The sequence below is a fragment of the Streptomyces sp. NPDC001068 genome (assembly GCF_042897315.1).
Classification (GTDB): Bacteria; Actinomycetota; Actinomycetes; order Streptomycetales; family Streptomycetaceae; genus Streptomyces.
Map to the genome: position 1 here is coordinate 304,028 of NZ_JBIAYD010000008.1, position 25,850 is coordinate 329,877.

General features: G+C 71.0%; 23 protein-coding genes, 1 tRNA gene and 1 pseudogene. 11 read left to right on the forward strand and 14 right to left on the reverse strand.

All coding sequences use genetic code 11. The features are described 5' to 3' along the window. Window positions 1-157 precede the first annotated feature (157 nt). The 6 genes from ACFY3I_RS23895 to ACFY3I_RS23920 all read left to right on the forward strand — a co-directional run bounded on the left by ACFY3I_RS23895 (window position 158) and on the right by ACFY3I_RS23920 (window position 4,303). Window positions 158-1,123, forward strand: coding sequence for an ABC transporter ATP-binding protein (locus ACFY3I_RS23895; RefSeq protein ID WP_390862717.1), 966 nt, complete (start codon window positions 158-160; stop codon window positions 1,121-1,123). Beyond that, entirely contained in the window at window positions 1,113-2,021 is a 909-nt protein-coding gene (locus tag ACFY3I_RS23900) for an ABC transporter permease (protein ID WP_365285735.1), read from the forward strand. The genes ACFY3I_RS23895 and ACFY3I_RS23900 overlap by 11 nt, the downstream gene beginning before the upstream one ends. Next, window positions 2,018-2,929 carry an ABC transporter ATP-binding protein gene (locus tag ACFY3I_RS23905; protein WP_365285733.1) on the forward strand — a complete coding sequence of 304 codons (912 nt, stop codon included), beginning with the start codon at window positions 2,018-2,020 and terminating at the stop codon, window positions 2,927-2,929. Before ACFY3I_RS23900 ends, ACFY3I_RS23905 begins: the two co-directional genes overlap by 4 nt. 10 nt (window positions 2,930-2,939) lie before the next feature. Continuing rightward, window positions 2,940-3,659 (forward strand): ABC transporter permease subunit, encoded by a 720-nt coding sequence (locus ACFY3I_RS23910; RefSeq protein ID WP_390862517.1) that lies wholly within the window; start codon window positions 2,940-2,942, stop codon window positions 3,657-3,659. Between the two features lie 80 nt (window positions 3,660-3,739). Beyond that, complete coding sequence (locus ACFY3I_RS23915) at window positions 3,740-3,937, forward strand: hypothetical protein (protein ID WP_390862519.1); 198 nt, start codon at window positions 3,740-3,742, stop codon at window positions 3,935-3,937. 278 nt (window positions 3,938-4,215) lie between these two features. Next, a tRNA-Ser gene (locus ACFY3I_RS23920) sits at window positions 4,216-4,303 on the forward strand. A gap of 51 nt (window positions 4,304-4,354) precedes the next feature. On the opposite strand, the gene ACFY3I_RS23925 is transcribed toward ACFY3I_RS23920, so the two are convergent. The 9 genes from ACFY3I_RS23925 to ACFY3I_RS23965 form a co-directional block, all read right to left on the reverse strand. Then, complete coding sequence (locus tag ACFY3I_RS23925; protein WP_390862521.1) at window positions 4,355-5,152, reverse strand: HAD family hydrolase; 798 nt, start codon at window positions 5,150-5,152, stop codon at window positions 4,355-4,357. Then, window positions 5,149-6,426, reverse strand: a complete 1,278-nt coding sequence (gene serS / locus ACFY3I_RS23930) for a serine--tRNA ligase (protein WP_390862523.1) — start codon at window positions 6,424-6,426, stop codon at window positions 5,149-5,151. The genes ACFY3I_RS23925 and serS overlap by 4 nt, the downstream gene beginning before the upstream one ends. A 530-nt stretch (window positions 6,427-6,956) precedes the next feature. Next, window positions 6,957-7,892 (reverse strand): prephenate dehydratase, encoded by a 936-nt coding sequence (pheA, locus tag ACFY3I_RS23935; protein ID WP_390862524.1) that lies wholly within the window; start codon window positions 7,890-7,892, stop codon window positions 6,957-6,959. Between the two features lie 107 nt (window positions 7,893-7,999). Next, on the reverse strand, window positions 8,000-9,307 hold the full coding sequence (gene efeB, locus ACFY3I_RS23940; RefSeq protein WP_365285721.1) for an iron uptake transporter deferrochelatase/peroxidase subunit: 1,308 nt from the start codon (window positions 9,305-9,307) through the stop codon (window positions 8,000-8,002). A gap of 8 nt (window positions 9,308-9,315) precedes the next feature. Next, window positions 9,316-11,409, reverse strand: coding sequence for a copper resistance CopC/CopD family protein (locus ACFY3I_RS23945; protein WP_390862526.1), 2,094 nt, complete (start codon window positions 11,407-11,409; stop codon window positions 9,316-9,318). A gap of 14 nt (window positions 11,410-11,423) precedes the next feature. After that, a complete protein-coding gene (locus tag ACFY3I_RS23950) occupies window positions 11,424-11,936 on the reverse strand; it encodes a copper chaperone PCu(A)C (protein ID WP_390862528.1) in 513 nt (170 codons plus the stop codon). Next, on the reverse strand, window positions 11,933-12,586 hold the full coding sequence (locus ACFY3I_RS23955; protein WP_390862530.1) for an SCO family protein: 654 nt from the start codon (window positions 12,584-12,586) through the stop codon (window positions 11,933-11,935). Before ACFY3I_RS23955 ends, ACFY3I_RS23950 begins: the two co-directional genes overlap by 4 nt. A gap of 128 nt (window positions 12,587-12,714) precedes the next feature. Continuing rightward, window positions 12,715-13,452, reverse strand: a complete 738-nt coding sequence (locus ACFY3I_RS23960; RefSeq protein ID WP_390862719.1) for a YcnI family protein — start codon at window positions 13,450-13,452, stop codon at window positions 12,715-12,717. 161 nt (window positions 13,453-13,613) lie between these two features. After that, on the reverse strand, window positions 13,614-14,468 hold the full coding sequence (locus ACFY3I_RS23965; RefSeq protein ID WP_390862531.1) for a hypothetical protein: 855 nt from the start codon (window positions 14,466-14,468) through the stop codon (window positions 13,614-13,616). Window positions 14,469-14,708: 240 nt separating this feature from the next. Here ACFY3I_RS23965 and ACFY3I_RS23970 point away from each other — a divergent pair, with 240 nt between their 5' ends. Continuing rightward, window positions 14,709-15,158, forward strand: coding sequence for an ATP-binding protein (locus tag ACFY3I_RS23970; protein ID WP_365285714.1), 450 nt, complete (start codon window positions 14,709-14,711; stop codon window positions 15,156-15,158). 38 nt (window positions 15,159-15,196) lie between these two features. Next, window positions 15,197-15,772 (forward strand): GNAT family N-acetyltransferase, encoded by a 576-nt coding sequence (locus ACFY3I_RS23975; protein ID WP_390862533.1) that lies wholly within the window; start codon window positions 15,197-15,199, stop codon window positions 15,770-15,772. Between the two features lie 91 nt (window positions 15,773-15,863). Here ACFY3I_RS23975 and ACFY3I_RS23980 read toward each other — a convergent pair whose 3' ends face one another. Beyond that, the gene (locus tag ACFY3I_RS23980) at window positions 15,864-17,357 is read right to left on the reverse strand and encodes an aminopeptidase P family protein (RefSeq protein ID WP_390862535.1); all 1,494 of its coding nucleotides are present in this window, start codon (window positions 17,355-17,357) and stop codon (window positions 15,864-15,866) included. 130 nt (window positions 17,358-17,487) lie between these two features. Further along, complete coding sequence (locus ACFY3I_RS23985; RefSeq protein WP_365285708.1) at window positions 17,488-18,873, reverse strand: PP2C family protein-serine/threonine phosphatase; 1,386 nt, start codon at window positions 18,871-18,873, stop codon at window positions 17,488-17,490. 613 nt (window positions 18,874-19,486) lie between these two features. Here ACFY3I_RS23985 and ACFY3I_RS23990 point away from each other — a divergent pair. Then, window positions 19,487-20,161, forward strand: coding sequence for a bifunctional DNA primase/polymerase (locus ACFY3I_RS23990; RefSeq protein WP_365285706.1), 675 nt, complete (start codon window positions 19,487-19,489; stop codon window positions 20,159-20,161). A 54-nt stretch (window positions 20,162-20,215) separates the two neighbouring features. Next, window positions 20,216-20,761, forward strand: a pseudogene (locus tag ACFY3I_RS23995) (hypothetical protein); the annotation flags it as partial. A gap of 410 nt (window positions 20,762-21,171) precedes the next feature. Here ACFY3I_RS23995 and ACFY3I_RS24000 read toward each other — a convergent pair. The 3 genes from ACFY3I_RS24000 to ACFY3I_RS24010 all read right to left on the reverse strand — a co-directional run bounded on the left by ACFY3I_RS24000 (window position 21,172) and on the right by ACFY3I_RS24010 (window position 24,019). After that, window positions 21,172-22,161 (reverse strand): DUF5926 family protein, encoded by a 990-nt coding sequence (locus ACFY3I_RS24000; protein ID WP_365285704.1) that lies wholly within the window; start codon window positions 22,159-22,161, stop codon window positions 21,172-21,174. A 162-nt stretch (window positions 22,162-22,323) separates the two neighbouring features. Beyond that, on the reverse strand, window positions 22,324-22,962 hold the full coding sequence (locus tag ACFY3I_RS24005) for an ATP-binding protein (RefSeq protein ID WP_390862537.1): 639 nt from the start codon (window positions 22,960-22,962) through the stop codon (window positions 22,324-22,326). A gap of 229 nt (window positions 22,963-23,191) precedes the next feature. Then, window positions 23,192-24,019, reverse strand: a complete 828-nt coding sequence (locus ACFY3I_RS24010; RefSeq protein WP_365285700.1) for a glycerophosphodiester phosphodiesterase — start codon at window positions 24,017-24,019, stop codon at window positions 23,192-23,194. 258 nt (window positions 24,020-24,277) lie between these two features. Here ACFY3I_RS24010 and ACFY3I_RS24015 point away from each other — a divergent pair, with 258 nt between their 5' ends. Next, window positions 24,278-25,765 carry a trypsin-like peptidase domain-containing protein gene (locus ACFY3I_RS24015; protein ID WP_365285698.1) on the forward strand — a complete coding sequence of 496 codons (1,488 nt, stop codon included), beginning with the start codon at window positions 24,278-24,280 and terminating at the stop codon, window positions 25,763-25,765. Window positions 25,766-25,850: the final 85 nt, after the last annotated feature.

The window sequence follows — 25,850 nt, forward strand, 5'->3', positions numbered from 1 at the left end:
GGCAACGTCAATAGGAGGTGCGGGGCCTGTGGACAACTCCGCGTAGCCCTCAGGCAGGGGATCCCCTAGGGTCCCGTAATACTCGAGAGTGAGGCCAAGACGGCTCTCGGGTCTGACGACCCCCGTGGTCCAGGTCACTACCTTCGATGGCGTGACTGTGATCGTGACCGAAAGCCTGAGCAAGCGGTTCCCCCGGGTCACCGCGCTCGACCGGCTGTCCGTGGACATCGGACCCGGTGTGACCGGACTCGTCGGAGCCAACGGCGCCGGCAAGTCCACCCTGATCAAGATCCTGCTGGGTCTGTCCCCCGCCAGCGAGGGCCGGGCCGAGGTGCTCGGTCTCGACGTGGCGACCAAGGGTGCCGCCATCCGCGAGCGGGTGGGCTACATGCCGGAGCACGACTGCCTGCCGCCCGACGTCTCGGCCACCGAGTTCGTCGTGCACATGGCCCGCATGTCCGGCCTGCCGCCCGCCGCCGCGCGCGAGCGCACCGCCGACACCCTGCGCCATGTCGGGCTCTACGAGGAGCGGTACCGCCCCATCGGCGGCTACTCCACCGGCATGAAGCAGCGCGTGAAGCTCGCCCAGGCGCTGGTGCACGACCCGCAACTGGTCTTCCTGGACGAGCCGACCAACGGCCTCGACCCGGTCGGCCGCGACGAGATGCTCGGCCTGATCCGCCGGATCCACACCGACTTCGGCATCTCGGTCCTGGTCACCTCGCACCTGCTCGGCGAACTGGAACGCACCTGCGACCACGTGGTCGTCGTCGACGGCGGCAAGCTGCTGCGCTCCAGCTCCACCACCGACTTCACGCAGAGCACCACCACCCTCGCGATCGAGGTCACCGACAGCGACGAGCACCCCGACGGCACCCGCGCGGTGCGCGACGCGCTGCACGCGCGCGGGGTGGAGACGAACGCCCAGGGCGGCGGCCTCCCCGGCGCCGGCCACATCCTGCTGCTCACCGCCCAGGGCGAGGAGACGTACGACCTGGTGCGTGACGTCGTCGCCGACCTCGGGCTCGGTCTGGTCCGCATGGAGCAGCGCAGACACCACATCTCCGAGGTCTTCACCAACAGCGACGAGCAGCGGAAGGAGGCGGCCGTCCATGGCGGTTGAGCAGCCCCTGGCCACCCCCGCGGGTGACCAGTCCCGTATCCACGACATCGGCTACCGCGGCTACGACGGCCCGCGTCTGGGCCGTGCCTACGCCCGCGTCTCCCTCTACTCGCAGACCCTGCGCGGCTCCTACGGCCTCGGCCGCTCGGTGAAGTCCAAGGTGCTGCCGATGCTGCTGTTCGCGGTGATGTGCGTGCCGGCGGCCATCATGGTGGCCGTCGCCGTCGCCACCAAGGCGCACGACCTCCCGGTCACCTACACCCGGTACGCGATCATCATGCAGGCCGTCATCAGCCTGTACGTGGCCTCGCAGGCACCCCAGGCGGTCTCCCGCGACCTCCGCTTCAAGACCATCCCGCTGTACTTCTCACGGCCCATCGAGACGTCCGACTACGTCCAGGCCAAGTTCGCGGCCCTGGCCTCGGCGCTGTTCATCCTCACCGGCGCCCCGCTGGTCGTGCTGTACGCGGGCGCCCTGCTCGCCAAGATGGACTTCGCCGACCAGAGCGAGGGATTCGGACAGGGACTGGTCTCGGTGGCGCTGCTGTCGCTCCTCTTCGCCGGCATCGGCCTGGTCATCGCGTCGGTCACACCGCGCCGCGGCTTCGGCATCGCCGCCGTGATCGCCGTGCTGACCATCTCCTACGGCGCGGTCTCCACCCTCCAGGCCATCGCCGACTCCCAGGGCAGCACCGGCGCCATCCCGTGGATCGGCCTGTTCTCGCCGGTCACCCTGGTCGGCGGGCTGAGCACCGCCCTGCTCGGCGGCACCAACACGTTCCCGGGCGGCGACGGCCCCTCCCACGCCCAGGGCGTGGTGTACCTGCTCGTCATCGCCGGCCTCGTCGCCGCCTGCTACGGCCTGCTGCTGCGCCGCTACAAGAAGGTGGGACTGTGACCACGCTCTCCATCGACCACGTCTCCCGCTGGTTCGGCAACGTGGTCGCCGTCAACGACATCACCATGACCATCGGTCCCGGCGTGACCGGCCTGCTCGGCCCCAACGGCGCCGGGAAGTCCACCCTCATCAACATGATGGGCGGCTTCCTCGCCCCCTCCACCGGCACGGTCACCCTCGACGGGCAGCCGACCTGGCGCAACGAGGCCATCTACAAGCACATCGGCATCGTCCCCGAGCGCGAGGCGATGTACGACTTCCTCACCGGCCGCGAATTCGTCGTCGCCAACGCCGAGTTGCACGGCCTCGGCGCCAAGGCCGCCCAGAAGGCCCTGGCCACGGTCGAGATGGAGTACGCGCAGGACCGCAAGATCCAGACGTACTCCAAGGGCATGCGCCAGCGCGTGAAGATGGCGTCCGCCCTGGTGCACGACCCCTCGCTGCTCCTGCTCGACGAGCCCTTCAACGGCATGGACCCGCGCCAGCGCATGCAGCTGATGGACCTGCTGCGGAAGATGGGCGACGAGGGCCGCACCGTGCTGTTCTCCTCGCACATCCTGGAGGAGGTCGAGCAGCTCGCCTGGCACATCGAGGTCGTGGTCGCCGGACGGCACGCGGCCAGCGGTGACTTCCGCAAGATCCGCCGGCTGATGACCGACCGCCCGCACCGCTACCTGGTCCGCTCCAGCGACGACCGCGCCCTCGCGGCCGCCCTGATCGCCGACCCGTCCACCTCGGGCATCGAGGTCGACCTCACCGAGGGCGCGCTGCGGATCCAGGCCGTCGACTTCGGCCGCTTCACCACGCTGCTGCCGAAGGTCGCCCGCGACCAGGGCATCCGGCTGCTCACGGTCTCGCCGTCCGACGAGTCCCTCGAATCCGTGTTCTCTTATCTGGTCGCGGCGTAGGAGGCCGAAGATGTACGACCCCACAGTCGCCCGGCTCACCTACCGAGCCCTGCTCGGCCGCCGCCGCGCCCTCATCCTGGGGGCGCTGCCCCTGCTGCTCGTCGTGATCTCCGTCGTCGTCCGCGGCCTGGCCGGCGCCGACGACCAGACGGCCTCCGACCTGCTCGGCGGCCTCGCGCTCGCCACCATGGTGCCGATCATCGGCGTCATCGCCGGCACCGGCGCGATCGGCCCGGAGATCGACGACGGCTCGGTGGTGTACCTGCTGTCCAAGCCGATCAAACGGCCCACCATCATCCTCACCAAGCTGATCGTGGCCATCGCCGTGACCATGGTCTTCTCGGCCCTGCCGACGCTGGTCGCGGGCTTCGTCCTGAACGGCAACGGCCAGCAGATCGCCGTCGCCTACACGGTCGCCGCGCTGGTCGCGTCGATCGCCTACGCGGCGCTCTTCCTGCTGCTGGGCACGGTGTCCCGGCACGCGGTGGTCTTCGGTCTCGTCTACGCGCTGGTCTGGGAGGCCCTGTTCGGCTCCCTCGTCCCCGGCGCGCGCACGCTGAGCGTCCAGCAGTGGTCGCTCGCGGTCGCCCACAAGGTGACCGGCGGCGAACTGGTCACGTCCGACGTGTCCCTGACGACGGCCACGGTGCTGCTGATCGCGGTGACGGTCCTGGCCACCTGGTACGCCGGCCAGAAGCTGCGCTCGCTGACGCTGGCGGGCGAGGAGTAGACGCCCGCCTTACTGACGGGGGCTTGACCTCTGCCCGGGCACCCTGGGCAGAGGAGGGCGTTCTGCGGAGAGGAACGGGGATGGCCGAGGACTGGGACGGCGTCGTCCTGAACGAGGAATTCATACGGTCGGCCGAGGCCTCCGAGCCGTCCGCGCGGGCTCGGATGCTGGCGGCGAGGTGGCGGGCGGAGAAGCCGGAGCCCCAGCCGTGGCGGTCGGACGAGCCTCCGGCCGGGTGGTTCTTCAGCAAAGGGCGGCGTAAGTGGTGGCGCCGGTAGGTGGTACGTCGGCTGCGGGCCGGTGGGGGCTGGTCGCGCAGTTCCCCGCGCCCCTGAAGGGGCGCGGGCAGTGGGCGCCTGTTAAATGAGTGGCGGCCAACTCGGCTCGAAGGCACAGTTGTTGTGTCAGCCCATGAGCCGGGAGAGGAGCCGGACGATGTCCATGCACGACAGTACGTCCCGCTCCCGTCAGGGCAGCCGTCGGCGGATCGCCGTGTAGCTGCCCGGGGCGGCCGCTTCGAGCACGCGATGGTCGCTCTCGCGTGGGCCGCCCACCCGGAGGATTGGCCGAGTGGTAAGGCACCGGCTTGCTAAGCCGTGGTCGGGCCTGAAAAGCCCGCGCACGTTCGATCCGTGCATCCTCCGCAGAACGTGTCTTCGCGCCTGAGCGGTCGCACCGCAGACAGAAGACGGGCCTCAGCCCAGCAGACGCTCCAGCACCACCGCGATGCCGTCCTCCTCGTTGGAGGACGTGACCTCGTCGGCCACCGCCTTGAGTTCGTCGTGAGCGTTGGCCATGGCCACTCCGTACGAGGCCCACGCGAACATCGGCACGTCGTTCGGCATGTCTCCGAAGGCGATCGTGTCGGCGGCCTTCTTGCCCAGCCGGCGCGCCGCCAGCGACAGGCCCGTCGCCTTGGACAGGCCCAGCGGCAGCAGCTCCACGATCCCGGCGCCCGCCATGGCCACCGTGACGAAACCGCCGGCCGCCTGCCGGGCCGCCTCGGCCAGTTCGTCGTCGGCGAGCCGGGGATGCTGGATGTAGATCTTGTTCAGCGGCGCCGCCCAGAGATCCGCCGCGTCCGTCAGCGGCGTCGACGGGAGCTTGCCCGTCACCGCGTACCCAGGCCCCACCAGCACCTCGCCGTCGAGACCGTCACGACTGGCGGCGAGGTACAGCGGACCGACCTCCGCCTCGATCTTCGCCAGGGCGACCCCGGCCAGCTGTCGGTCCAGCGTCACGGACGTCAGCAGTCGGTGCGACCCGGCGTCGTACACCTGCGCGCCCTGGCCGCACACGGCGAGGCCGCGGTAGCCGAGGTCGTCGAGTATGGGCCTGGTCCAGGGGACCGCACGGCCGGTGACGACGATGTGCGCGGCGCCCGCCGCGGTGGCCGCGGCGAGCGCGTCACGGGTGCGCGACGAGACCGACTCGCCGGCGCCCAGCAGCGTGCCGTCGAGGTCGGTGGCGACGAGCCCGTAGGGGAAGCTCACCGGGACACCGGCTCCAGGACCTCCCGGCCGCCCAGGTACGGGCGCAGCACCTCGGGGACCCGGACCGAACCGTCGGCCAGCTGGTGGTTCTCCAGGATGGCCACGATCGTGCGCGGGACGGCGCACAGCGTGCCGTTCAGCGTGGCCAGCGGCTTGACCTGCTTGCCGTCCCGGACCCGGATCGACAGCCGGCGGGACTGGAACTCGGTGCAGTCCGAGGTCGACGTGAGCTCGCGGTACTTGCCCTGCGTCGGGATCCACGCCTCGCAGTCGAACTTGCGGGCGGCGGAGGCGCCGAGGTCACCGGTGGCGACGTCGATCACGCGGAACGGCAGCTCGAGCGAGGTCAGCCACTGCTTCTCCCAGGCCAGCAGGCGCTGGTGCTCCGCCTCCGACTCGCCGGGGGCGACGTAGGAGAACATCTCGACCTTGTCGAACTGGTGGACGCGGAAGATGCCCTTGGTGTCCTTGCCGTGCGAACCCGCCTCGCGGCGGAAGCAGGGCGAGAAGCCGGCGTAGCGCAGCGGGAGGCGCTCCACGTCGATGATCTCGTCCATGTGGTACGCGGCGAGGGGCACCTCGGAGGTACCGACCAGGTAGAGGTCGTCCTTGTCGAGGTGGTAGACGTCCTGGGCCGCCTGGCCGAGGAAGCCGGTGCCCGCCATGGACTGCGGCCGGACCAGCGCCGGGGTCAGCATCGGCGTGAAGCCGGCCTCGGTGGCCTGTGCGATCGCCGCGTTGACCAGCGCCAGCTCCAGGAGGGCGCCGACACCGGTCAGGAAGTAGAAGCGGGAGCCGGAGACCTTGGCGCCGCGCTCGACGTCGATCGCGCCGAGCAGCTGGCCCAGCTCCAGGTGGTCCTTGGGCTCGAAGCCCTCGGCGCCGAAGTCGCGGATCGTGCCGTGCTCCTCCAGCGTGACGAAGTCCTCCTCGCCGCCGACGGGCACGTCGGGGTGGACGAGGTTGCCGAGCCTGAGCAGCAGCTCCTGGGTCTCGGCGTCGGCCGCGTCGCGCTCGGCGTCGGCGGCCCTGACGTCGGTCTTCAGCTGCTCGGCCTGCTTCAGCAGCTCGGCCTTCTCGTCGGCGGAGGCCTTGGGGATGAGCTTGCCGAGCGACTTCTGCTCGTTGCGCAGCTCGTCGAAGCGGACGCCGGAGGACCTGCGCCGCTCGTCGGCGGAGAGGAGGGCGTCGACGAGTGCGACGTCCTCTCCACGGGCGCGCTGGGACGCGCGCACACGGTCGGGGTCCTCACGGAGCAGGCGTAGGTCAATCACGGAGCCCAGGCTACCGGTGAGGGGTTGTCCCCCACTAATCACTAATGACCGGTGCCCCGAATCGCGGCTTACGTTGCGTTATGAGCAAATTGCCGAGCGTGTCAATAAAAAGTGTCTCACTCCCTGGGACGGGTCATGCGCCAGGGCCGGGGTTGACTTGATTCCCTTGTGGAGAACGGGATTTGGGGGTCCGGTTGTCCACAGGTGCGCATGCCTTCCCGAGGGTTATCCACAGGGTGTGTGGACAAGGTGTGGGCTTCCGAATTGATCACTTCGAGGTGGATGCCCGAAGAGGGGAATTCCCCGCCCAAACCTGGACAACACCCACTTTCGAGTGGAAAGGCGTCGCTCCAAAAGATGAACCATGGGAAACGAGTGGACGAAGGGTGATGTGAGTGATCACCGGCCGATCGGAGGCTTGTAGGCCGATTTGTCGACAGAGTCGAGTGTTGCTGTCGACTTGTCCCCAGGTCGAGTTGAGGACCTGTGGATAACTCCTGTGGATAACGCAGATATGAACGTATGGCCGGTTAGAAGCGGCCGTCCTGGCAGCGTGCGACCCAGTCCGAGGCCGCCATGAACTCCTCGTCCGACGTCCCCGGTCGCGTCGGCTGCGCGCTCTCGCCCGGCCCGATGTCCGCACGCGGGTACGAGCCGAGGAACCGCACCTGGCGGCAGATCCGCTTCAGACCCATCAGGGCCTCCGCCACCCGGCGGTCGGAGATGTGCCCCTCGGCGTCGACGCAGAAGCAGTAGTTGCCGATGCCGGCGCCGGTGGGCCGGGACTGCAGCAACATCAGGTTGATGCCCCGGGTGGCGAACTCGCCGAGCAGGTCGCGCAGCCCACCGGGGTGGTCGTCGTTCTGCCAGAGCACGACCGACGTCTTGTCCGCGCCGGTCGGTGCCGCGGGCCGGGCCGGCCTCCCCACCAGGACGAACCGGGTCTGCGCGTTCTGCGCGTCGTGGATCTCCGTCTCCAGGGCCTCCAGGCCGTACCGCTCGGCCGCGAACTCACCGGCGAACGCGGCGTCGTACCGGCCTTCCTGGACCAGCCGGGCCCCGTCCGCGTTCGAGGCGGCGGATTCCCACAGGGCGTTGGGGAGGTGGTCGCGCAGCCAGTTGCGCACCTGCGGCTGGGCGACCGGGTGCGCGGTGACCGTCTTGATCTCGGAGAGCTTGGTGCCCGGGCGGACCAGCAGCGCGAAGGCGATCGAGAGCAGCACCTCGCGGTAGATGGTCAGCGGCGCGCCCGCGACCAGCTCGTCGAGGGTCGTGGTGACCCCGCCCTCGACGGAGTTCTCGATCGGCACGAACGCGGCCTCGGCCTCGCCGTTGCGCACCGCGTCCAGCGCGGACTGCACCGAGACGAAGGGGACCAGCTCCCGGGTGGCCGCCTCCGGAAGCGTCCGCAGAGCGACTTCCGTGAAGGTGCCCTCCGGACCGAGGTACGCATAGCTCGCTGGCATGTCCCTCACCCTAATGGGCGCAGGAGGACGGGGCTCACTTGTCCCGTGGTAACCACTCGACCGAGTGGTTTGAAACCTGGAAACGCAACTTTCGGGCCTCAGCCCCTTCAGCCCTCCAGCAGTCGCTGCCCCACGTACTCCCCGTCGGCCGCCCCGCCCGGCACCGCGAACAGCCCGCTCGCCTCGTGCCGGATGTACTGCGAGAGCGCGTCCCCGCGGTCCAGCTTCCGCTGCACGGGCACGAACCCGCGCAGCGGATCCGCCTGCCAGCAGACGAAGAGCAGCCCCGCGTCCGGCGTCCCGTCGGCGTCGATGCCGTCGTGGTACGAGAACGGGCGCCGCAGGATGGCCGCACCCCCGTTCTGGTCGGGCCGGGTGATCCGGGCGTGGGCGTTGACCGGGACCACGTACTCGCCGTCGGACCTGGCCTTCTCCAGGTCCATCACCGTCGTCTCGGTGCCCCCGGACAGCGGGGCCCCGTTCGACTTCCTGCGCCCGATGACGTTCTCCTGGGCCTCGAGCGACAGCTTCTCCCAGTCGTCGAGGAGCATGCGGATCCGGCGTACGACGGCGTAGGAGCCGTTGGCCATCCAGGCCGGGTCGCTCGAACCGGACGCCGGCACGAAGATCCGCTTGTCGAAGTCGGACTCCGTCGGCTTCGGGTTGCGGGTGCCGTCCAGCTGGCCCATCAGGTTGCGGGCCGTCATCGGGTGGGCGGTGACACCGGGGGTGCGGTTGAAGCCGTTCATCTGCCAGCGGACCCGGGCCGCTCCGCCCGCGTCCTTCTGGACGGCACGCAGTGCGTGGAAGGCGACCAGGGCGTCGTCGGCGCCGATCTGCACCCACAGATCACCGTTGCTGCGCGATCGGTCGAGGTGGTCGGAGGAGAAGTCGGGGAGCGGGTCCAGCGCGGACGGGCGCTGCTTCTCCAGGCCGGTGCGGGCGAAGAAGCTGTTGCCGAAGCCGAACGTGACGGTCAGCGACGCGGGGCCGGCGTCACGCGCCACATCCGTGTCGTCCTGTGTCATCGCCTCGCCCGCCATCAGCCGCGCGGCCGTCGTAGACCAGCGGCGCAGCAGCGCGGCGGCCTCCTTGCGGCCGGCGCCCGCGGCCAGGTCGAAGGCGACGAGGTGGCCGCGTGCCTGGAGACCCTCGGTGATGCCGGGCTGATGTTTCCCGTGAAACATCGCCCGGCCGGAGCCCACCGAGCTGAGCGGGGTGGCGCCGGCGGGCGCGGCCGCGTAGCCGACGCCCGCGCCGGCGGTGCCCAGCACGAGTCCGGTGGCCCCGGCGGTGCCGAGCAGCGCGCGCCGGCTGACGCCACCGGCCGGGGGAGCCGTTGAGCCCTCCTCGGAGGCCGGGGGACGGTTTGTCCCGGAGGCCGGGGGGCGGAGGGACGAGGACGGTTCAGCCATGATGCGGTTCAGCCGATCTGCGCGTTCTTGGAGACGGTCACCTGGTCGATGTCGGAGGTCCGCACGGTCACGGAGACCTGCCAGTCGCCGGCCATGGGGATCTGCACCCCGTTCGCGGCCCAGTGGCCGGTGGTGACGTGGTCGGGGGCGACGGGAAGCGGCCCGACCTTCTTGGCGGCGAGCGTGAAGGCGACCTTCACCTCGGGGATGTCGAAGGCCCGGCCGTTGGGGCGCTGGACGTAGACGTGCATCTCGTTGAGGCCCACGGTCGCAGGATCGAGGTCCACCCGGACGACACCCTTGCCGTCCTTGCCGCCGGTGTCGAAGGACATGTCGAGGGTCAGCGCGCCCGAGGAAGAGCTCGACGCCGAGGAGGACGAGGAGGACGCCGCCGAGGCGGTGGCCTTGGCGTCCTGCTCGGTGCGGCCCGGTTCGGTCTGGGTCAGCACGGTGGTGACCGCGAGCAGGGCGACGGCGACCCCGGCCTCGGCGAGCACCGAGCGGCGCAGGCCGAAGCGGTGGGGATCGGCGTCCCGGACGCGCTTCTGCCGGGCGGTGTCCTTGGCGGCCTGCTGCCTGGCCAGCTGGGCGGCGCGGTCGGGGTCCGCGGGTCCGTTCTCGTCGGACGCGGCCTTCCCCGCGGGCTCGGCCTCGTCGGAGGCGCCCTTTGCGGAGGGTTCGGCGCCGGACGCGCCGGACGCGCCGGACCGGACGGCCGCCTCCTTCGTGGCGGCGGACGCCTTGACGGTCTCCTTCTCCTCCGCCGCCGCGACCGATTCCCCCGCCTCCGCGTTCGACGCGGCTTCCGCGCCCGCGCCCGCGCCCGCTTCCGCTTCCGCGCCCGCTTCCGTGTCGGCCTCCGTCACGGCCGTGTCCGCGAGCCGGGCCGTCCACCGCCGTGAGACGGACGCGATGCCGACCAGCAGGGCCACCAGCGCGATCTTGACCAGCAGCAGCTGTCCGTAGGCCGTGTCGGTGAACGCCGACCAGGAGCCGAGCTGGCGCCAGGACTGGTAGATCCCGGTGCCGATCAGCGCCACCACGCTTCCGAAGGCCACGCGGGAGAACCGGCGTACGGCGGTGGAGTCGACGGGGAGGTCGGCCGGGGCCCGGTAGAGGGCGACCAGCAGGGCGCTCAGGCCGCCCAGCCAGGTGGCGACGGCGAGCAGGTGGACGACGTCGACCGGCATCGCGACGCCCGGCTGCAGCCCGGTGGAGGCGTGCTCGGCCATGGCCCAGCTCGCCGCGAGCCCGGCGGCCACGACCGTTCCGCCGATGGCGAGCCCGAAGGTCAGGTCCCGCTTCTCCGCGCCCTCCTCGCGCTTGTCGTAGGCCCCGAAGAGGACGGCGATGAAGAGCGCGGCGGCCGCGAGCAGCAGCAGCCGGGAGACCAGGGCCGCGCCGGTCTTGGTCTGGAGGACCTGGCCGAGCAGGTTGAGGTCGAAGATGTCGCCGAAGCTGCCGGAGGTGGTGTAGGAGCCGCGCAGCAGGAGCAGCCAGAGGGTGGCCGCGGTGAGCGTCAGCCAGCCGCCGACGACCAGCCGCTGCAGGGCCTGGACGCCCGAGCCGCGCTGCCAGCAGGCGAGGACGAAGGCCGCGCCGCCGACGAGCACGATGAACCCGGCGTACGACATGTACCGCCCGAAGCCGTAGAGCCAGCCGACGACTCCGCCGCCCGCGCCCTGGTCGCCGACCGAGGCGACGGTCGCGGAGGGTGCGCCGACGGAGAAGGTGTAGGCGCCGGCGACGGGGTGGCTGTCCGCCGAGACGACCTGCCAGGCGACGGTGTAGGTGCCGTTGCCGAGCCCGCTCTTGAGCTGGACGCCGTAGGTCGTGCCGGTGAGGCTGTTCGGCTTGGCCAGGTCGACCCGCTTGCCCTTCGGGTCGAGGACCCGGATCGAGTCGTCGTTCAGCGACACGTTCTCGGAGAACGTGAGCGAGACCTGGTCGGGCGCCTTCGGAACCACCACCCCCTGGGCGGGGTCGCTGCCGGTCAGCGCGGCATGCGCGGAGGCCGGCCCGGCGCCGGCCAGCAGCGCGCCGGTGACGGCGAGGAACAGCAGCACCAGCGTGCGCAGGCGGGGGGTGATGGTCCGCGTCAAGGTCGGTCCCTCCCTCAGTGTCCGGTCGACGGGTTGTACGTGGCGGACTTCACCGGCATCTCGACGGTGAGCGGACCGGATTCGGCGAACTTCAGTTTCAGGGTGATCGTGTCGCCCTGTTCCGGGCGGCGCTTCAGCTTTTCGAACATCAGATGGTTGCCACCGCTTTTGAACACGAGTTGACCGTGGGCGGGCACCTCGAAGGAGTCGACCTCCTGCATCGCCCCGCCGGCGGTCTCGTGCATGGTGACCTGACCGGCGGAGTCGCTGGTGACGGACGTCAGTTCGTCCTCGGTGCCGCTCTTGTTGGTGATCGTGAGGAACCCGGCGGCCATGTCGGCGGAGACCGGCTGGGGCATGTAAGAGGCGCCGACGGTCAGTTCGGTTCCCGTGGAGCCGGAGGCGTCCGAGCCGCCGCAGCCCACGAGGACCAGTGCGCCGGCCAGGGCTATGCCGGTGGTGGCGACGCCGGTCAGGGCGAGCCGTCGTCCGGTCGGGGCCGGGAGTCTCAGGACCGGGCGCCTCACGGGTTCTCCCCCTTGATCAGCTTGGGGAGGTCCTTGGTGTAGTCGTCGACCGTGGCGTCCTCGTTGTAGAGGACGTACCCGCCGTCGGTCTTCGGTGAGAACGCCATGACCTGGGTGCCGTGCACCGAGACGGTCTTGCCGGTCTTCTTGTCCTTGTGGGTCGGTTCGATGGAGATGCCCATGGTGCGGGCGCCGGCCTGGATGGTGGGGAAGTCGCCGGTCAGGCCGATGAACTGGGGATCGATGCCCTTGAGCCACTTGCCGAGCTCGGCCGGGGTGTCGCGGGCGGGGTCGGTGGTGACGAACACGACCCGCAGCCTGGCCCGGTCGGCCTCGGGCAGCGCCTTCTTGGCGACCGCGAGGTTGTTCATGGTCAGCGGGCAGACGTCGGGGCAGTGCGTGTAGCCGAAGTAGACGAGCGTCGGCAGACCCTTGGTCTCGGCGCGCAGGTCGTACTTCTTGCCGTGGGTGTCGGTGAGTACCAGGTCCGGCTTGGCGAACGGCTGGTCCAGGACCGTCGCCGCCTTGTCGGAGGTGTCCCCGGCGACCACGGTGACGGGAGACTTGGCGTCGTCGCCGCTGCCGCAGGCGGAGAGGGAGAGGATGGCGGCGGCGAGCAGCGCGGCCGCGGCGAACGTCTTCTTGCGCATACGAAAATGTCCCAGATGTGAGAGATCCGGCGCGCACCGGGGGCGTACGAGGGCTACCGGGGCGTACGAGAACCGTCCAAGCCCCGACAGCCTCGCACGACCCCCTGTGCGCGTTACGGACGTGGAGCTCAGGCCTCGGAGCCGGTGGACCGGCGGCGGCCGGCGAGGACGCCGTAGGCGACCCCGGCCGCGCCGGCCACGATGCCGACGACGCCGAGGACGCGGGCGGTGGTGTCACTGCCGCCCGAGGAACCGGAGTCGTCGGAGGCGGTGGTCTCGGTCTTGGCCGCGGTGTCCTCGGCCGTGGTGGTCCCGTGGTGGTCGTCGGTGGCGGCGGACAGCGTGAGGGTGGGGGCCGGGTTCTCGGGCTCCTCCTGGCCCTTCTGCTGGACCTCGATCCAGCGGACGACCTCGTTGTTGGAGTACGTCTGGATCGCCTTGAAGACCAGTTCGTCGGTGTCCTCGGGCAGGGCGCCCACGGAGAGCGGGAACTTCTGGAAGTAGCCGGGCTCGATCCCCTTGTCGTCCTGGGAGGTCCAGGTGACCTTGGTGACCGCCTCGGAGATCTTCTCGCCGTGCATCTCCATGGGCTTGGCCAGCTTGGACTTGGTGACGTCGATCTTCCAGCCGGCCATCGGCTGCGGCATGACGGAGGCGAGCGGGTGGTCGGCGGGGAAGTTGACCTCGACCTTGGTCGTCGAGGCGTTGTCGCGCTCGTTGGGGACCTTGAAGTCGATGACCGCGTAACCGCCCTTGGCGGCGGTGCCCTCGGGCTGTACGGAGACGTGGGCGAACGCGGGCGAGGAGACGGCCAGGACGGCCGTACCCGCGACGGCGGCGACGGCGGCGGCACGCGAGGTCTTCATGGCACGGAAAGCCTTCATGGCAGGGAGCACTCCACTCTGGGTGAGTTCTGTCGTCGAGGGGGCGCGCGGGCAGCGGGGAGCGCCGGCGCGCGCGTGCCGCGCGACGGCGACAGACCCCCCGGATCAGGACAGATCCCCGGAAGTGCTCTGGTCGCGTCGCGTCAGGCGGTGAGAACGAGTTCGGCGGCGGCCGTGGGCGGCCCGCGCCGGATCACCGAGTGCTGGAGTGCGACGGTGCGTGGCGCGGGTGGCTCGTCGCCCGTGGTGCGACGGCTGCGCGCGGGTGCCTCGGGCACCGCCGAGAGTCCGGTGCACAGGGCGCACGCCAGCGTGAGCGCCCCGCGCAGGGATCGTACGAGTGCCACCTCGGCGACCCCGTGCGTCGACAGCTCGATCAGCCGCAGCAGCGCGAGATCGCCCCGGCGCAGCAGCCACCCGGCGACGACGGCCGCGAGGAGGTGTCCGAGCAGCATGGGCACGGAGGGCAGCAGCGAGCCGGAGGCCCCGGTGGCGTCCGCCGCGTGGGCCGCGGCACCGGAGCCCGCGGTCGGGCCGGCGGCGGTGCTGAGGTGGGCATCGGAAAGGATCTTGTACGCGTGGGCGGGGGTGAGCTGTGCCGCCCCGGCCCCGCACACCAGGCGCGCGGCCCGCTCGACCAGCGAGGCGTCACTCGCCGGCATGCCCGGCATCGAGGCCATGGACGGCATCGACGACATCGAGGCCGCCGACATCGCGCCGCCGTGCTGGCCGAGCCCGAACAGCGTGTGCAGCGTGGTCTGCACGACCGCGAGCACCGCCACGATGCCCGGCAGCGTACGGGCCCGCCCGGTGAGCGGGACGACGAGTGCCAGGGTGCCCAGGAAACCCGCGCCGAGCGTCCACAGCGGAACGGTCGCGCAGGACGCCATGGTGTGCCCCGCCGCGGCCAGTACGACGCAGAGCGCGGCGAACACCGCGGCCCGCAGGAGCCGCAGTCCGCTTCCGGTGCGCGCCGCGCGCGGGTGGGGGGCGTTCATGGCGGGCTCATCATCGCACTGGGCCCGCACCCGCCATACGGCAGGTCCACAAGATTCGGTTACAGGTGAAACGGGTGAAAGAACCGATAGATCGTCCTTGCCGTGAACCACCCGCTCATACACCGAAACCTCCCGGGGCGCATCCTCCGGATGGGCGTTCTCACATGAACGGAGTGCTTACACACGCGCACGGGTGGCAATAGGTATCGGTATGTCGAGCCGCGGCCGGGAGGCTGGAGCATGAGCATCTGGTGGTCACTCCATCTGCGGCGTGAGGCCGCGAGCGTCCCGCTCGCCAGGCGGCTGCTGATCGGCACGATGGAGACGGCGGGCGTGGACCCCGAGATCTCCTACGACCTCTCCGTGGCCCTCAGTGAGGCCTGCGCGAACGCCGTGGAGCACGGCGGGGCGGGCCGCCCGTCCGAGGCCTACCGGGTCACCGCGTACCTGGACGGCGAGAAGTGCCGTATCGAGGTGGCCGATTCGGGTCCGGGGCTCGGTCCGGGGTTCACCCGCACCCAGGAGATCCGCCCCGCCCGCCCGGACGCCGAGCACGGCAGAGGGCTCTGTCTGATCAGGGAACTGGCCGATCACGTGCACATCGGTGACAAGCCCGGCCGCGACGGCACGGTGGTCAGCTTCGACAAGATCCTCAAGTGGACCAAAGATCCTTCCCTGCTTTCGGCATGAGTCTCCCTCGTGCATAAGTCGCGCGCTAAGGTGCGCGCATGATTCTCGAAAACATTAAAGAAAATGCAATCCTGGCCGGCGTGATATTGCGTCCCATTGTCGCGGACGACGCGAAACCGCTGTCTGCCGCGTACGCCGGCAACCGTAGGCATCTCGAACCCTGGGAGCCGGTCAGACCCGAGTCCTTCTTCACCGTCGAGGGCCAGACCGAACGCATCGATGGCCTGCTGCGACAGGCCGCGGACGGGATCATCGTCCCCTGGGTCATGCAGGCCGAGCAGGACCGCAGGATCGTCGGCGCGATCACCCTTTCCGGAATTTCCCTGGGGCCATTCTGCAGTTCGTACGTCGGTTATTGGGTGGCCGGTGATCAACAGGGCCGGGGGCTGGCCACCGCCGCCCTGGAGCGGGTGTGCGAGATCGCCCGGGACGACTTGGGGCTCCACCGGATCGAGGCGTCCACCCTGATCGACAACACGACCTCGCAACGCGTGCTGAAGAAATGCGGATTCGAGACGATCGGAGATGCGCCGCAGTATCTCCACATCAACGGGGAATGGCGGGACAGCCGGCTGTTCCAGCGGGTTCTGCACCACCGCGATCCGGCCCTGTGACGGCGTCACCGGTTCCCTGGGGCGCGCGGCGGCCGCGGAACACGACGACGGCCGGGCACCCGTCCAGGTACCCGGCCGTGTCACGTCTCGGTCAGCCCTTGAGCGAGGCCATCCAGCTCTCGACCTCGTCCGACCGCCGGGGCAGCCCCGCGGACAGGTTCCGGTTGCCGTCCTCGGTCACGAGGATGTCGTCCTCGATCCGGACGCCGACACCGCGGTATTCCTCCGGCACGGTCAGGTCGTCGGCCTGGAAGTACAGCCCCGGCTCGACGGTCAGCACCATCCCCGGCTCCAGGACGCCCTCCACGTACGTCTCGGTCCGCGCGGCGGCGCAGTCGTGGACGTCCAGGCCGAGCATGTGGCCCGTGCCGTGCAGCGTCCAACGGCGCTGCAGCCCGAGTTCCAGCACCCGCTCCACCGGGCCCTCCACGAGCCCCCACTCGACGAGCCGCTCGGCCAGCACCCGCTGGGCGGCGTCGTGGAAGTCGCGGTACTTGGCGCCCGGCTTCACCGCGGCGATGCCGGCCTCCTGGGCGTCGTACACCGCGTCGTAGACCTTCTTCTGCAGCTCGCTGTACGTGCCGTTGACCGGCAGCGTGCGCGTGACGTCGGCGGTGTAGAGGCTGTGCGTCTCCACGCCGGCGTCCAGGAGGAGCAGGTCGCCCGAGCGCACCGGACCGTCGTTGCGGACCCAGTGCAGGGTGCAGGCGTGCGGGCCGGCGGCGCAGATGGAGCCGTAGCCGATGTCGTTGCCCTCCACGCGCGCGCGGAGGAAGAACGTGCCCTCGATGTAGCGCTCGGACGTGGCCTCGGCCTTGTCGAGGACCTTCACGACGTCCTCGAAGCCGCGGACCGTGGAGTCGACGGCCTTCTGCAGCTCGCCGATCTCCCACTCGTCCTTGACCAGGCGGGCCTCGGACAGGAAGACGCGCAGCTCCTCGTCGCGCTCGGCGGTGACCTTGTCGGTCAGCGCGGCCTCGACGGCGGCGTCGTACCCGCGGACGGTCCGCACCGGTCCGGTGGCCTCGCGCAGCTTGTCGGCGAGTTCGCGGACGTCGGCGGCGGGGATGCCGTAGAGCGCCTCGGACTCGGTCAGGGAGTGGCGGCGGCCCACCCACAGCTCGCCCTGCCCGGAGAGCCAGAACTCGCCGTTCTCGCGGTCGGAGCGGGGCAGCAGGTAGACGGTGGCCACGTGGCCGTCGTCCTTCGGCTCCAGGACGAGTACGCCGTCCTCGGTCTGGTTGCCGGTGAGGTAGACGTATTCGACCGACGCGCGGAACGGGTACTCCGTGTCGTTCGACCGGGTCTTCAGGTTGCCGGCCGGGATCACCAGGCGCTCGCCCGGGAAGCGGGCGGACAGCTCGGCGCGGCGGCGGGCGGTGTGCCCGGCCTGCTCGACGGGCTCGAGGCCGCGCAGCTCGGTGTCGGCCCAGCCGGACTTCATGTTCTCGGCGAGCTCGTCCGACACACCCGGGTAGAGGCCGTTCTTGCGCTGCTTCGTCGGCTCCTCCGGCTCGGTCTCCGGGCCCGCTGCGTCAGCAGCCAATTCAGGTACTGCCGGTGTGAGCTCGTCGGCCACGGTCATCCTCCTCGGACACTGCACTGGATCCCGTCCATCGTACGGTCGTACCGGACGGTGCCCCAGAGCCGGACGGTGGTCACCCGGTTGACCTGCCCTTTTGACTGACCGATCAGTCAGGAGGAGTGGCGGCCGGTCAGTCGAAACGAGCCGCGAGCAGTACCACGTCCTCCGCGCTGTCGGCGGAGTCCAGCCCGTCCGGCAGCACCGTGCGCAGCACGTGGTCGGCGATGGCCCCCGGGTCGCGGCGCAGCGCGCGCGGGATGCTCGCGGCGGCGGTGTGCAGCCGGGCGAAGGCGCGGTCCATGGGGTCGCCGGTGCGGTGCAGCAGCCCGTCGGTGTAGAACAGCACGGTCTCCCCGGCCTCGGCCTCGATCTCCACGCTGGGCGCCTCCCAGCACGCCAGCATCCCGAGCGGCGCCGAGACCGACGTCTCGGCGAACTCGGTGCGGCGCTCCCCGATCAGCAGCGGCGGACTGTGCCCGGCCCCGGCCAGCGTGACCTTGCGCAGCGCGGGCTCGCAGTAGGCGAACAGAGCCGTGGCGGAGCGTGCCGGCTCGGTCAGCCGCAGCAGCAGTTCGAGATCGGACAGGACCGCGACCGGGTCCTCGCCCTCCATCACCGCGTACGCGCGCAGGGAGGCGCGCAGCCGCCCCATCGCGGCCACCGCGCTGGGCCCGGACCCGGTGACCGAGCCGACCGCGAGGCCGAGGGCGGCGTCGGGCAGCGGCAGCGCGTCGTACCAGTCGCCGCCGCCACGCGGGCCGGTGCGGTGCCGGGCGGCGAGCTGGACCCCGGCCACCCGGGGCAGCCGGGAGGGGAGCAGTTCCTCGGCGATGGTCGCCATGCTCGCGCGCGTGCGCTCGACCTCCAGCAGCCGGGCCAGGTGCTCGGCGGCGAAGCGGACGTACAGGCCGACGAGATGGCGCCGGCGTTCGTCCGGCGCGGTCGGGGCGTCGTACAGCCACAGGACCGCGCCCAGGCGGGCGGCCGCGTCGGTGGTCAGGGGGAGCGCGTAGCTGGCGGCGTAGCCGAGGCGGGCGGCGACCTCGCGGTGCCGGGGGTCCAGGCCGTCCTCGGCGAACAGGTCGCGGTGGACGATCTCGGCCGCGGCGCCGGTGTCGTACGGCAGGGCGCCGGCCGGGACGGTCTCCAGGTGCCCGAGGTCCGCCCGGCCGAGTCCGAGACCGAGCGTGGCGCGCGGACCGAGACCGTCGGCGGGCTCCAGTGCCACGAGTCCGCGACGGGCGCCCACCAGACCGGCACCGGCGCGCAGCAGTTCCTGGAGAGCGGGCTCCAGCGCGTCGGTCCGGGCGAGCCGTTCGGTCAGCTCATGGAGGGTGGTGAGGTCGGAGACCCAGCCGGCCAGCCGGTCCTGGAGCAGGGTGCCGGGCGCCGGTGCGGCGGGGGCCTTCGGGACGTGCGGGGCGCCCGGGACGGGGGAGACCGGCGCGACAGTGTGTGCGGGCGTGGGGACCGTTGAATCGATTCCAGCCACTTTCGGAGGGTGCGGGGCGTTCACCGCGTCCGGCTTTCAGGCCTGTGCGTATTGCTCAAAAGCATCGCAAACCCCCATGTCTTCCTGCACTGCCAGCAGTGTCTCCACATGTACACGCACTCGTAAGGAGATGTCCAGCATTGTCCTGCCGGGATTCCTGGTGTCCGTGCGCCTTCCGGCGACTTCTCCCGGATGGCTTGCACAAAAGCAAAGTTGGCCTAAAACTGACTCGGGTAACCGTTCATTGCGGTCGACTGGGCTTGCTCCACGGAGCGTCACAGCGGTCGTGATGGGTACGTACTCGGAGAAGGCCAGGGGTGGTTGGGGACCACCCGGAACCTGGCGACGGACCCGGGCGTCTTAACCACCGACGACCGTGCCCCATCCTCCCGTGGTGGCGGCGGAGAGAAACACTCGGAACGGCAAAACGCCAGACTTCGCCACCCCCACGCCGTGGCCGTGCTTTTGATGGACGCAGTATTGGATGCGGGCGCGGCCACCAGTTCGACCCCCAGGGGTTCCCCTTGCCGGTGCAGGGGTGTGATGCGCCAACAGGTACGCACAGTGAAGTGATCGACACATGATGTGATGTGGTCCTCGGTGTTGCCAGCGGTGCAACGGAAAGGAACGAGCGCTCATGCGCGAGATCCTCGGAAGGCGACGCAGGCTCCTGTCCAGGCGGAAAGACAAGGGGTCTGAGTTTCTCGGCGCGGCCCTGACCTTCGCGACGGAATGGCAGTGGCCCGTACTCCCGGGCGTGGCTCCGGACCCGCAGGGCCGGGCCCGGTGTGCCTGCCCCGACCCGGAGTGCACGGTGCCCGGTGCGCACCCCTTCGATCCCGGTCTGCTCGCCGCCACCACCGACGAGCGCATGGTGCGCTGGTGGTGGGGGAACCGGCCGGCCGCGCCGATCATCCTCGCCACCGGAGCCGCCGGCGGCACGGCGCCCTGCGCGGTCAGCCTGCCCGCCCTGGCCGCCTCCCACGCCCTCGCCCTGCTCGACCGCCGCGGCATGCGCCTCGGCCCGGTGGTCGCCGCGCCCACCCGCTGGGCGCTGCTGGTCAAGCCCTACTCCATGGAGCAGTTGGGCGAGCTGCTGTACGCCAAGGACTTCGTCCCCGGCTCGCTGCGCTTCCACGGGGAGGGCGGCTATCTCGCCCTGCCGCCCTCGGAGACCGGGCAGGGCGCCATCCGCTGGGAGCGTGCCCCGCTGCCCGGCTCGGCCACGCCCTGGGTGCCCGACGTGGAGGCCGTGGTGGACGCGGTGGTCGACGCCCTCACCCGTACGGGTGTGAGTGCGCCCGAGTTGTAAGGGTGTCGGGCGCGAGAACGCCGCTTTTCGCGCCTCACTGGTTATCTTCCGCTCATGCTGCGTAATTCTGGGGGGCAACCCCTGGACTCCCGACTACGTCTGCTCGCCATCGCGGGCGTCATGGCCTGCGCGGTCGCGCTGCCGCTCGCCGTGGCGTCCGCGGGACAGGTGGGCGACGCCGCCGGACAACCCGCCCGGAGCGACGACGAGAAGCTGCCGGCGCCGGTCCGGTCCCCCCTGGTGCTCGGCCTGGGCCTGGCCACGGCCGCCCGCTGCGGTCCCGAACTCACCTCTCCGGGCGGAGTCGAGGCGCAGACCTGCGTGATGGCCCAGGGCGCGGACACCTGGGCGCGCACCTACTACCGCAACGCCACCGGGTCGGACCTGGAGTCCGTGCTGAGCCTGATGGGCCCGAACGGCCGCACCGTGCAGACGCACTGCGCCGCCGACTCCGCCGACGAACCGGCCTCCTGCGAGACGCCCCGGGAGCACACACGGGGCTCGCTGGACGCCTACACGGCCGTCGCGGAGTTCGCGGCGCGCGACGACGACGGGCCGCTGCTGCTGCGCAGCGCCAGCAACTCCGCGGGCGGCTCGGGAGACGGCTCCGCGAACGATTCCGTGAGCGACTCCGCGAACGTCTCGGGAAGCGCTTTCAGGGGCGCCTCGGGGAGCGTCCCGGGAAGGGGCTCGGGGAGCGGTGGGACCGCGCCGGAGGCGGCCGGTGCTGTCGGGAGCAACTCCGGTTCAGCTGGCCGGAGTTGACGTATCGCGCCGGTCCGTACACCGGCCGCGGGCATGAAAAGGCCCGATTGCTGGCGACGGGGGATGCACCAGCAACCGGGCTACTGAGACGGTAACAAGAGATCGGCGGTTCGCAAATTCGGTCTCGGCTATTCGGACATGTATCTGCTTGCCGCGTAGGGAAGTTGTGACAGGAGTCACCCGGGTCGACGGGCCCGGGAGCGGCTGACCGGTCGGTCAGCCGCCTCCTCCGTCGCCCCTGATCGTCAGCTGAGGGTGACCTGCCGGTTGGTCAGCCCGCCGCGGGCCCGGCGCTCGTCCGCCGTGAGCGGCTCCTCCGAGGCCAGAGCGGTCGCGAGCCGCTCGGCGAACTCCGCCGCCGGCTTCTCCACGTCCTTGGCGCCGACCCCGCTCGGCAGGTCCCAGACCGGCACGATGAGACCGTGGGCACGGAAGGAACCGACCAGCCGGGTCCCCTCACCGAGACCGGACCTGCCCGCCGCGTGCAGCCGCGCGAGAGCGTCCAGAAGCTGCTCCTCGGGGTACGGCATCACCCACCGCAGATGGTTCTTCTCCGGCGTCTCGCACCAGTAGGCGGAGTCGACGCCGGTGAGCTTGACCGTCGGGATGGCGGCCGCGTTGGCCCGCTCCAGGGAGGCGGTCACCTCGGCGGTGGCGTTCTCCGCGTCCTGCACCCAGAACTCGAAGCCGTCGTGCACGACCGGCACGAAAGCGCCCTCGGGGTCGAGGAGATCCTGCAGCCGGGGGCTGTCGGCCGGGGCGCGGCGGCCCTGCACCGGGGTGCCCGGCTCGGCGGCGAGGGCCCGCTGGAGGGTGTCGGCGAGGTCGCGGCTGATGTCGCCGGACGACGTGTCGTTCTGCAGGCCGAGCAGGACGGTGCCGTCCTCGCGCCGCAGCGCCGGCCAGGCCATCGGCAGCACCGTGGCGAGCGTGACCGAGGGGACGCCCTCGGGCAGGCCGTCCTTCAGGGCCAGCTCGACGGTGGCGGCGGGGACCAGCTCGCGCAGTGCCACCCAGTCGCCCTCGCCGGCCAGCCCCTCGAAGGGGCGGTGCACCAGCTCGGTCGCCGCGTGCGCGGCCGCCCGGCCGTGGCACGCCTTGTAGCGCCGGCCACTGCCGCAGGGGCAGGGCTCACGGGCGCCGACCACCGGAAAGTCTCCATCAGCGCCACCGGTCCGGGCCGCATCGCTGAGCTGCGGCCGCGTGGCCTTCGTCTGGGGTCGCTTCTTGGCCATCTGGGTGTCTCCCGGTTACGGCTCGTCTCGTACTGGCGGGAGCCTAGCCGTTCGTGACCCGGGCCACGGGTACCTGTGGACGGAGCCGCGGAACCGGCGCCGCCGGACAGGCCGCCACGGCTAGCTCCGCGCCGGGACCCAACGGACCCGGCGCCGGGGTGGTCAGTCCAGGTCGTCGAACGCGTCGGCGAAGTCCAGCCCGGCCGGTTCCGGGACCGCGGGCGCCATGACGCGCGTGGCGAAGGCGTCGCGGCGGACGCCGCCGTCGGGATCGCTCACGTCCCTGTGGACCACGACCCAGACCGTCACCTCGCCCCGGGCGTCGTCCCGGACACCCCAGTCGTCCGCCAGGGCCGTGATGATGTTCAGCCCTCGGCCGCCGTGCGCCGTGACCGACGGGGTCATGGGGGCCGGCCGGGTCGGTCCGCCGCCGTCCGTCACCTCGACGATCAGCCTGCCGCGCGTGTCCACCCGCCAGGCGGCCCGGACGTCGCCGTCCCCGGCCAGGGCGTCACCCAGGGGACGCCCGTGTTTGCACGCATTGCTCAAGAGTTCCGAAAGGACAAGTACGGCATCGTCGATGACCGATTCCGATACGCCACCAGTCCGCAACTGGTCACGCATGCGGTGCCTCGCCTTCCCCACGCCCGCAGGGCCATGGGGTACGGCCATGCTCGACGACGTGGGCACGTCCTGTGCCACCACCAACGCCACCCCCGAGACCTCCTTTGCCCCACGCCACGGTGTGGATGCCCCATCGGCCTGAACCGGAAACCGGCCAATGAATGCCCGGTGACGCACTCGCAACGAGCGAATACGGACCGAACGCGCCGGAGCACACCCTGTGACGGGCTCGTCGCCGTATCCCCCGGGTACGGCGTCGTGTGGCTTGATTTCGATGGTGTGGCCGATACGTGAGGATGGTGTGAGTGGGCTGTGAGGTCAAGGGGTGTGCGTATTCCTTACGCGACTCTTTATCCCGGGCCTCCCGGGCCTCCATGGGCCGGCCCGGGCCCGTGGCCCGGTTCGCTCAGCGGCCGAGCCGCCGCAGCACCGCCCCCGGCCGGTTGGTGATCATCGCGTCGATGCCGAGTTCGAGGCACAGGTCCACGTCCTCCGGTTCGTTCACCGTCCAGACGTGCACCTGGTGGCCGTTGCGCTTCAGCCGCTCGATGTAGGCGGGGTGGTTGCGCACGATCCGGATCGAGGGACCCGCGATCCGGACCCCGGCCGGCAGCCGGCCGTCGCGCAGCCGGGGCGAGAGGAACTGCAACAGGTAGACGGTGGGGAGCGTCGGCGAGGCCGCCCGCACCCGGTGCAGCGACCGCGCGGAGAAGCTCATGACCCGCACCTGGGATTCGGCCGCCGTGGCCGGAGCGTCCAGGCCGAACCGCTTCAGCAGGGTCAGCAGCCGGTCCTCGACCTGCCCCGCCCACCGCGTGGGGTGCTTGGTCTCGATCGCCAGCTCGACCCGCCGCCCGGCGTCCGCGACCAGCTCCAGCAGCCGTTCCAGCGTGAGCACCGAGGTGTCCCCGCGGTCCTCCGGACGGACCTCCCACTCGGGCTCCTCGTCCCGCCCCCGCCAGGCCGGCCCCTTCTTCCACGAACCGAAGTCCAGGGCGGCCAGTTCCGCGAGCTCCAGGGCCGACACCGCTCCCCGCCCGTTGGACGTACGGTTGACCCGGCGGTCGTGGACGCAGACCAGATGGCCGTCCGCGGTCAGCCGGACGTCGCACTCCAGGGCGTCGGCACCGTCCTCGATGGCCTTCTTGTAGGCGGCGAGGGTGTGCTCGGGGGCGTCCTCGGAGGCCCCGCGGTGGGCGACGACCTGAATGCGATGCTGTGGTGCGTGGGTCACCGCGACATGGTGCCACCGCGCGGGCGCGCGTGGGGGGCATCCCGGATGCCAGCAAAGGGAACTTTTGTCGGACAGGCCCTATATAAAGGTTGTCAGTGTACCCACAGCCACCGCTTATGGTGCTCTGACGGCCGGTGGGAAAAGCTGACGGCATACAAAAGCACGTGCTCAGCTGAATCGCGCCGGACCGACAGCAAGCGTGAAAGAGCGTGACCGAGTGCGACCGAGACGAAATGCCGTGGACCGAGGAGAGAAGCTGTGAGCACCGAGAACGAGGGCAACCCGGTACCTCCGGCCCCGTCCGCACCTCCTGTGCCGCCGACGTCTCCCGCCGCCTCCCCGCAGGCGGCCGCGTCCGACGGCGGGGAAGCGCCGACCACCCCGATCCCGCCGGCGCCCCAGGGCGCGCCCGCGGGTGACCCGTACGCGGCGCCGCAGGCCCCCGAGGGGTCCTGGCCGCCCCCGCCGCCCGCCACGCCGTCCTACGCGGACCCCGGCGCGGGTGCGGGTACCGGCGCGGCCGCCGGTGTCGGCGCCGGCTGGGGCTCGTCCTACGACCAGCAGCACCAGCACTACCAGCACCAGCCGTTCCAGCAGCCGCAGACCGCGCCGAAGAAGGGCGGCGGGCGCGGCGGTCTGATCGCCGCCGTCCTGGTCGCCGCACTGGTCGCGGGCGGCATCGGCGGCGGCATCGGCTACACCCTGGCCAAGAACAACGACGGCCTGGGCTCCACGACCGTCTCCGCCTCCGCGGACGGCGGCGCCACCCAGGTCAAGCGGGCCGCCGGCACCATCGCGGCGGTCGCCGACAAGGCACTGCCCAGCACGGTCACCATCGAGGCCGAGTCGACCAACGGCGAGGGCGGCACCGGCACCGGGTTCGTCTTCGACACCCAGGGTCACATCGTCACCAACAACCACGTGGTCGCGGACGCCCTGGACGGCGGCAAGCTGACCGCGACCTTCCCGGACGGCAAGAAGTACGACGCGGAGGTCGTCGGCCACGCGCAGGGTTACGACGTCGCGGTCATCAAGCTCAAGAACCCGCCGTCGGACCTCAAGCCGCTCCCCCTCGGCAACTCGGACAACGTGGCGGTCGGCGACGAGACGATCGCGATCGGCGCCCCCTTCGGCCTGTCCAACACGGTCACCACGGGCATCATCAGTGCCAAGAACCGTCCGGTGGCCTCCAGCGACGGCAGCGCCTCCAGCAAGGCGTCCTACATGAGCGCCCTGCAGACCGACGCCTCCATCAACCCGGGCAACTCCGGCGGCCCGCTGCTGGACGCCTCCGGCGCGGTGATCGGCATCAACTCCGCGATCCAGTCCTCCTCCAGCGGGGGTCTGGGCAGCACGGGGCAGTCGGGCTCGATCGGCCTCGGCTTCGCCATCCCGATCAACCAGGCCAAGTACGTCGCCCAGCAGCTCATCCAGACCGGCAAGCCGGTCTACGCGAAGATCGGCGCGTCGGTGTCCCTGGAGGACAGCAGCAACGGCGCGCAGATCACCGACTCCGGCTCGGGCGGCGCGGCCGCGGTCGAGTCGGGCGGTCCCGCCGACAAGGCCGGCCTCAAGCCCGGTGACGTCATCACCAAGCTCGACGACTCGGTGATCGACAGCGGCCCCACCCTGATCGGCGAGATCTGGACCCACAAGCCCGGCGACAAGGTCCAGGTCACCTACAAGCGCAGCGGTTCGGAGCACACGGTCGAAATGACCCTGGGCTCCCGAGTGGGCGACAACTGACCCGCACCCGCGGGTGCCGCACGGTCACCCCGTTCCCCGCGCCGGTCTCGGTCGGCGCGGGACGGGACGCCGAAGCGGCCTGAGG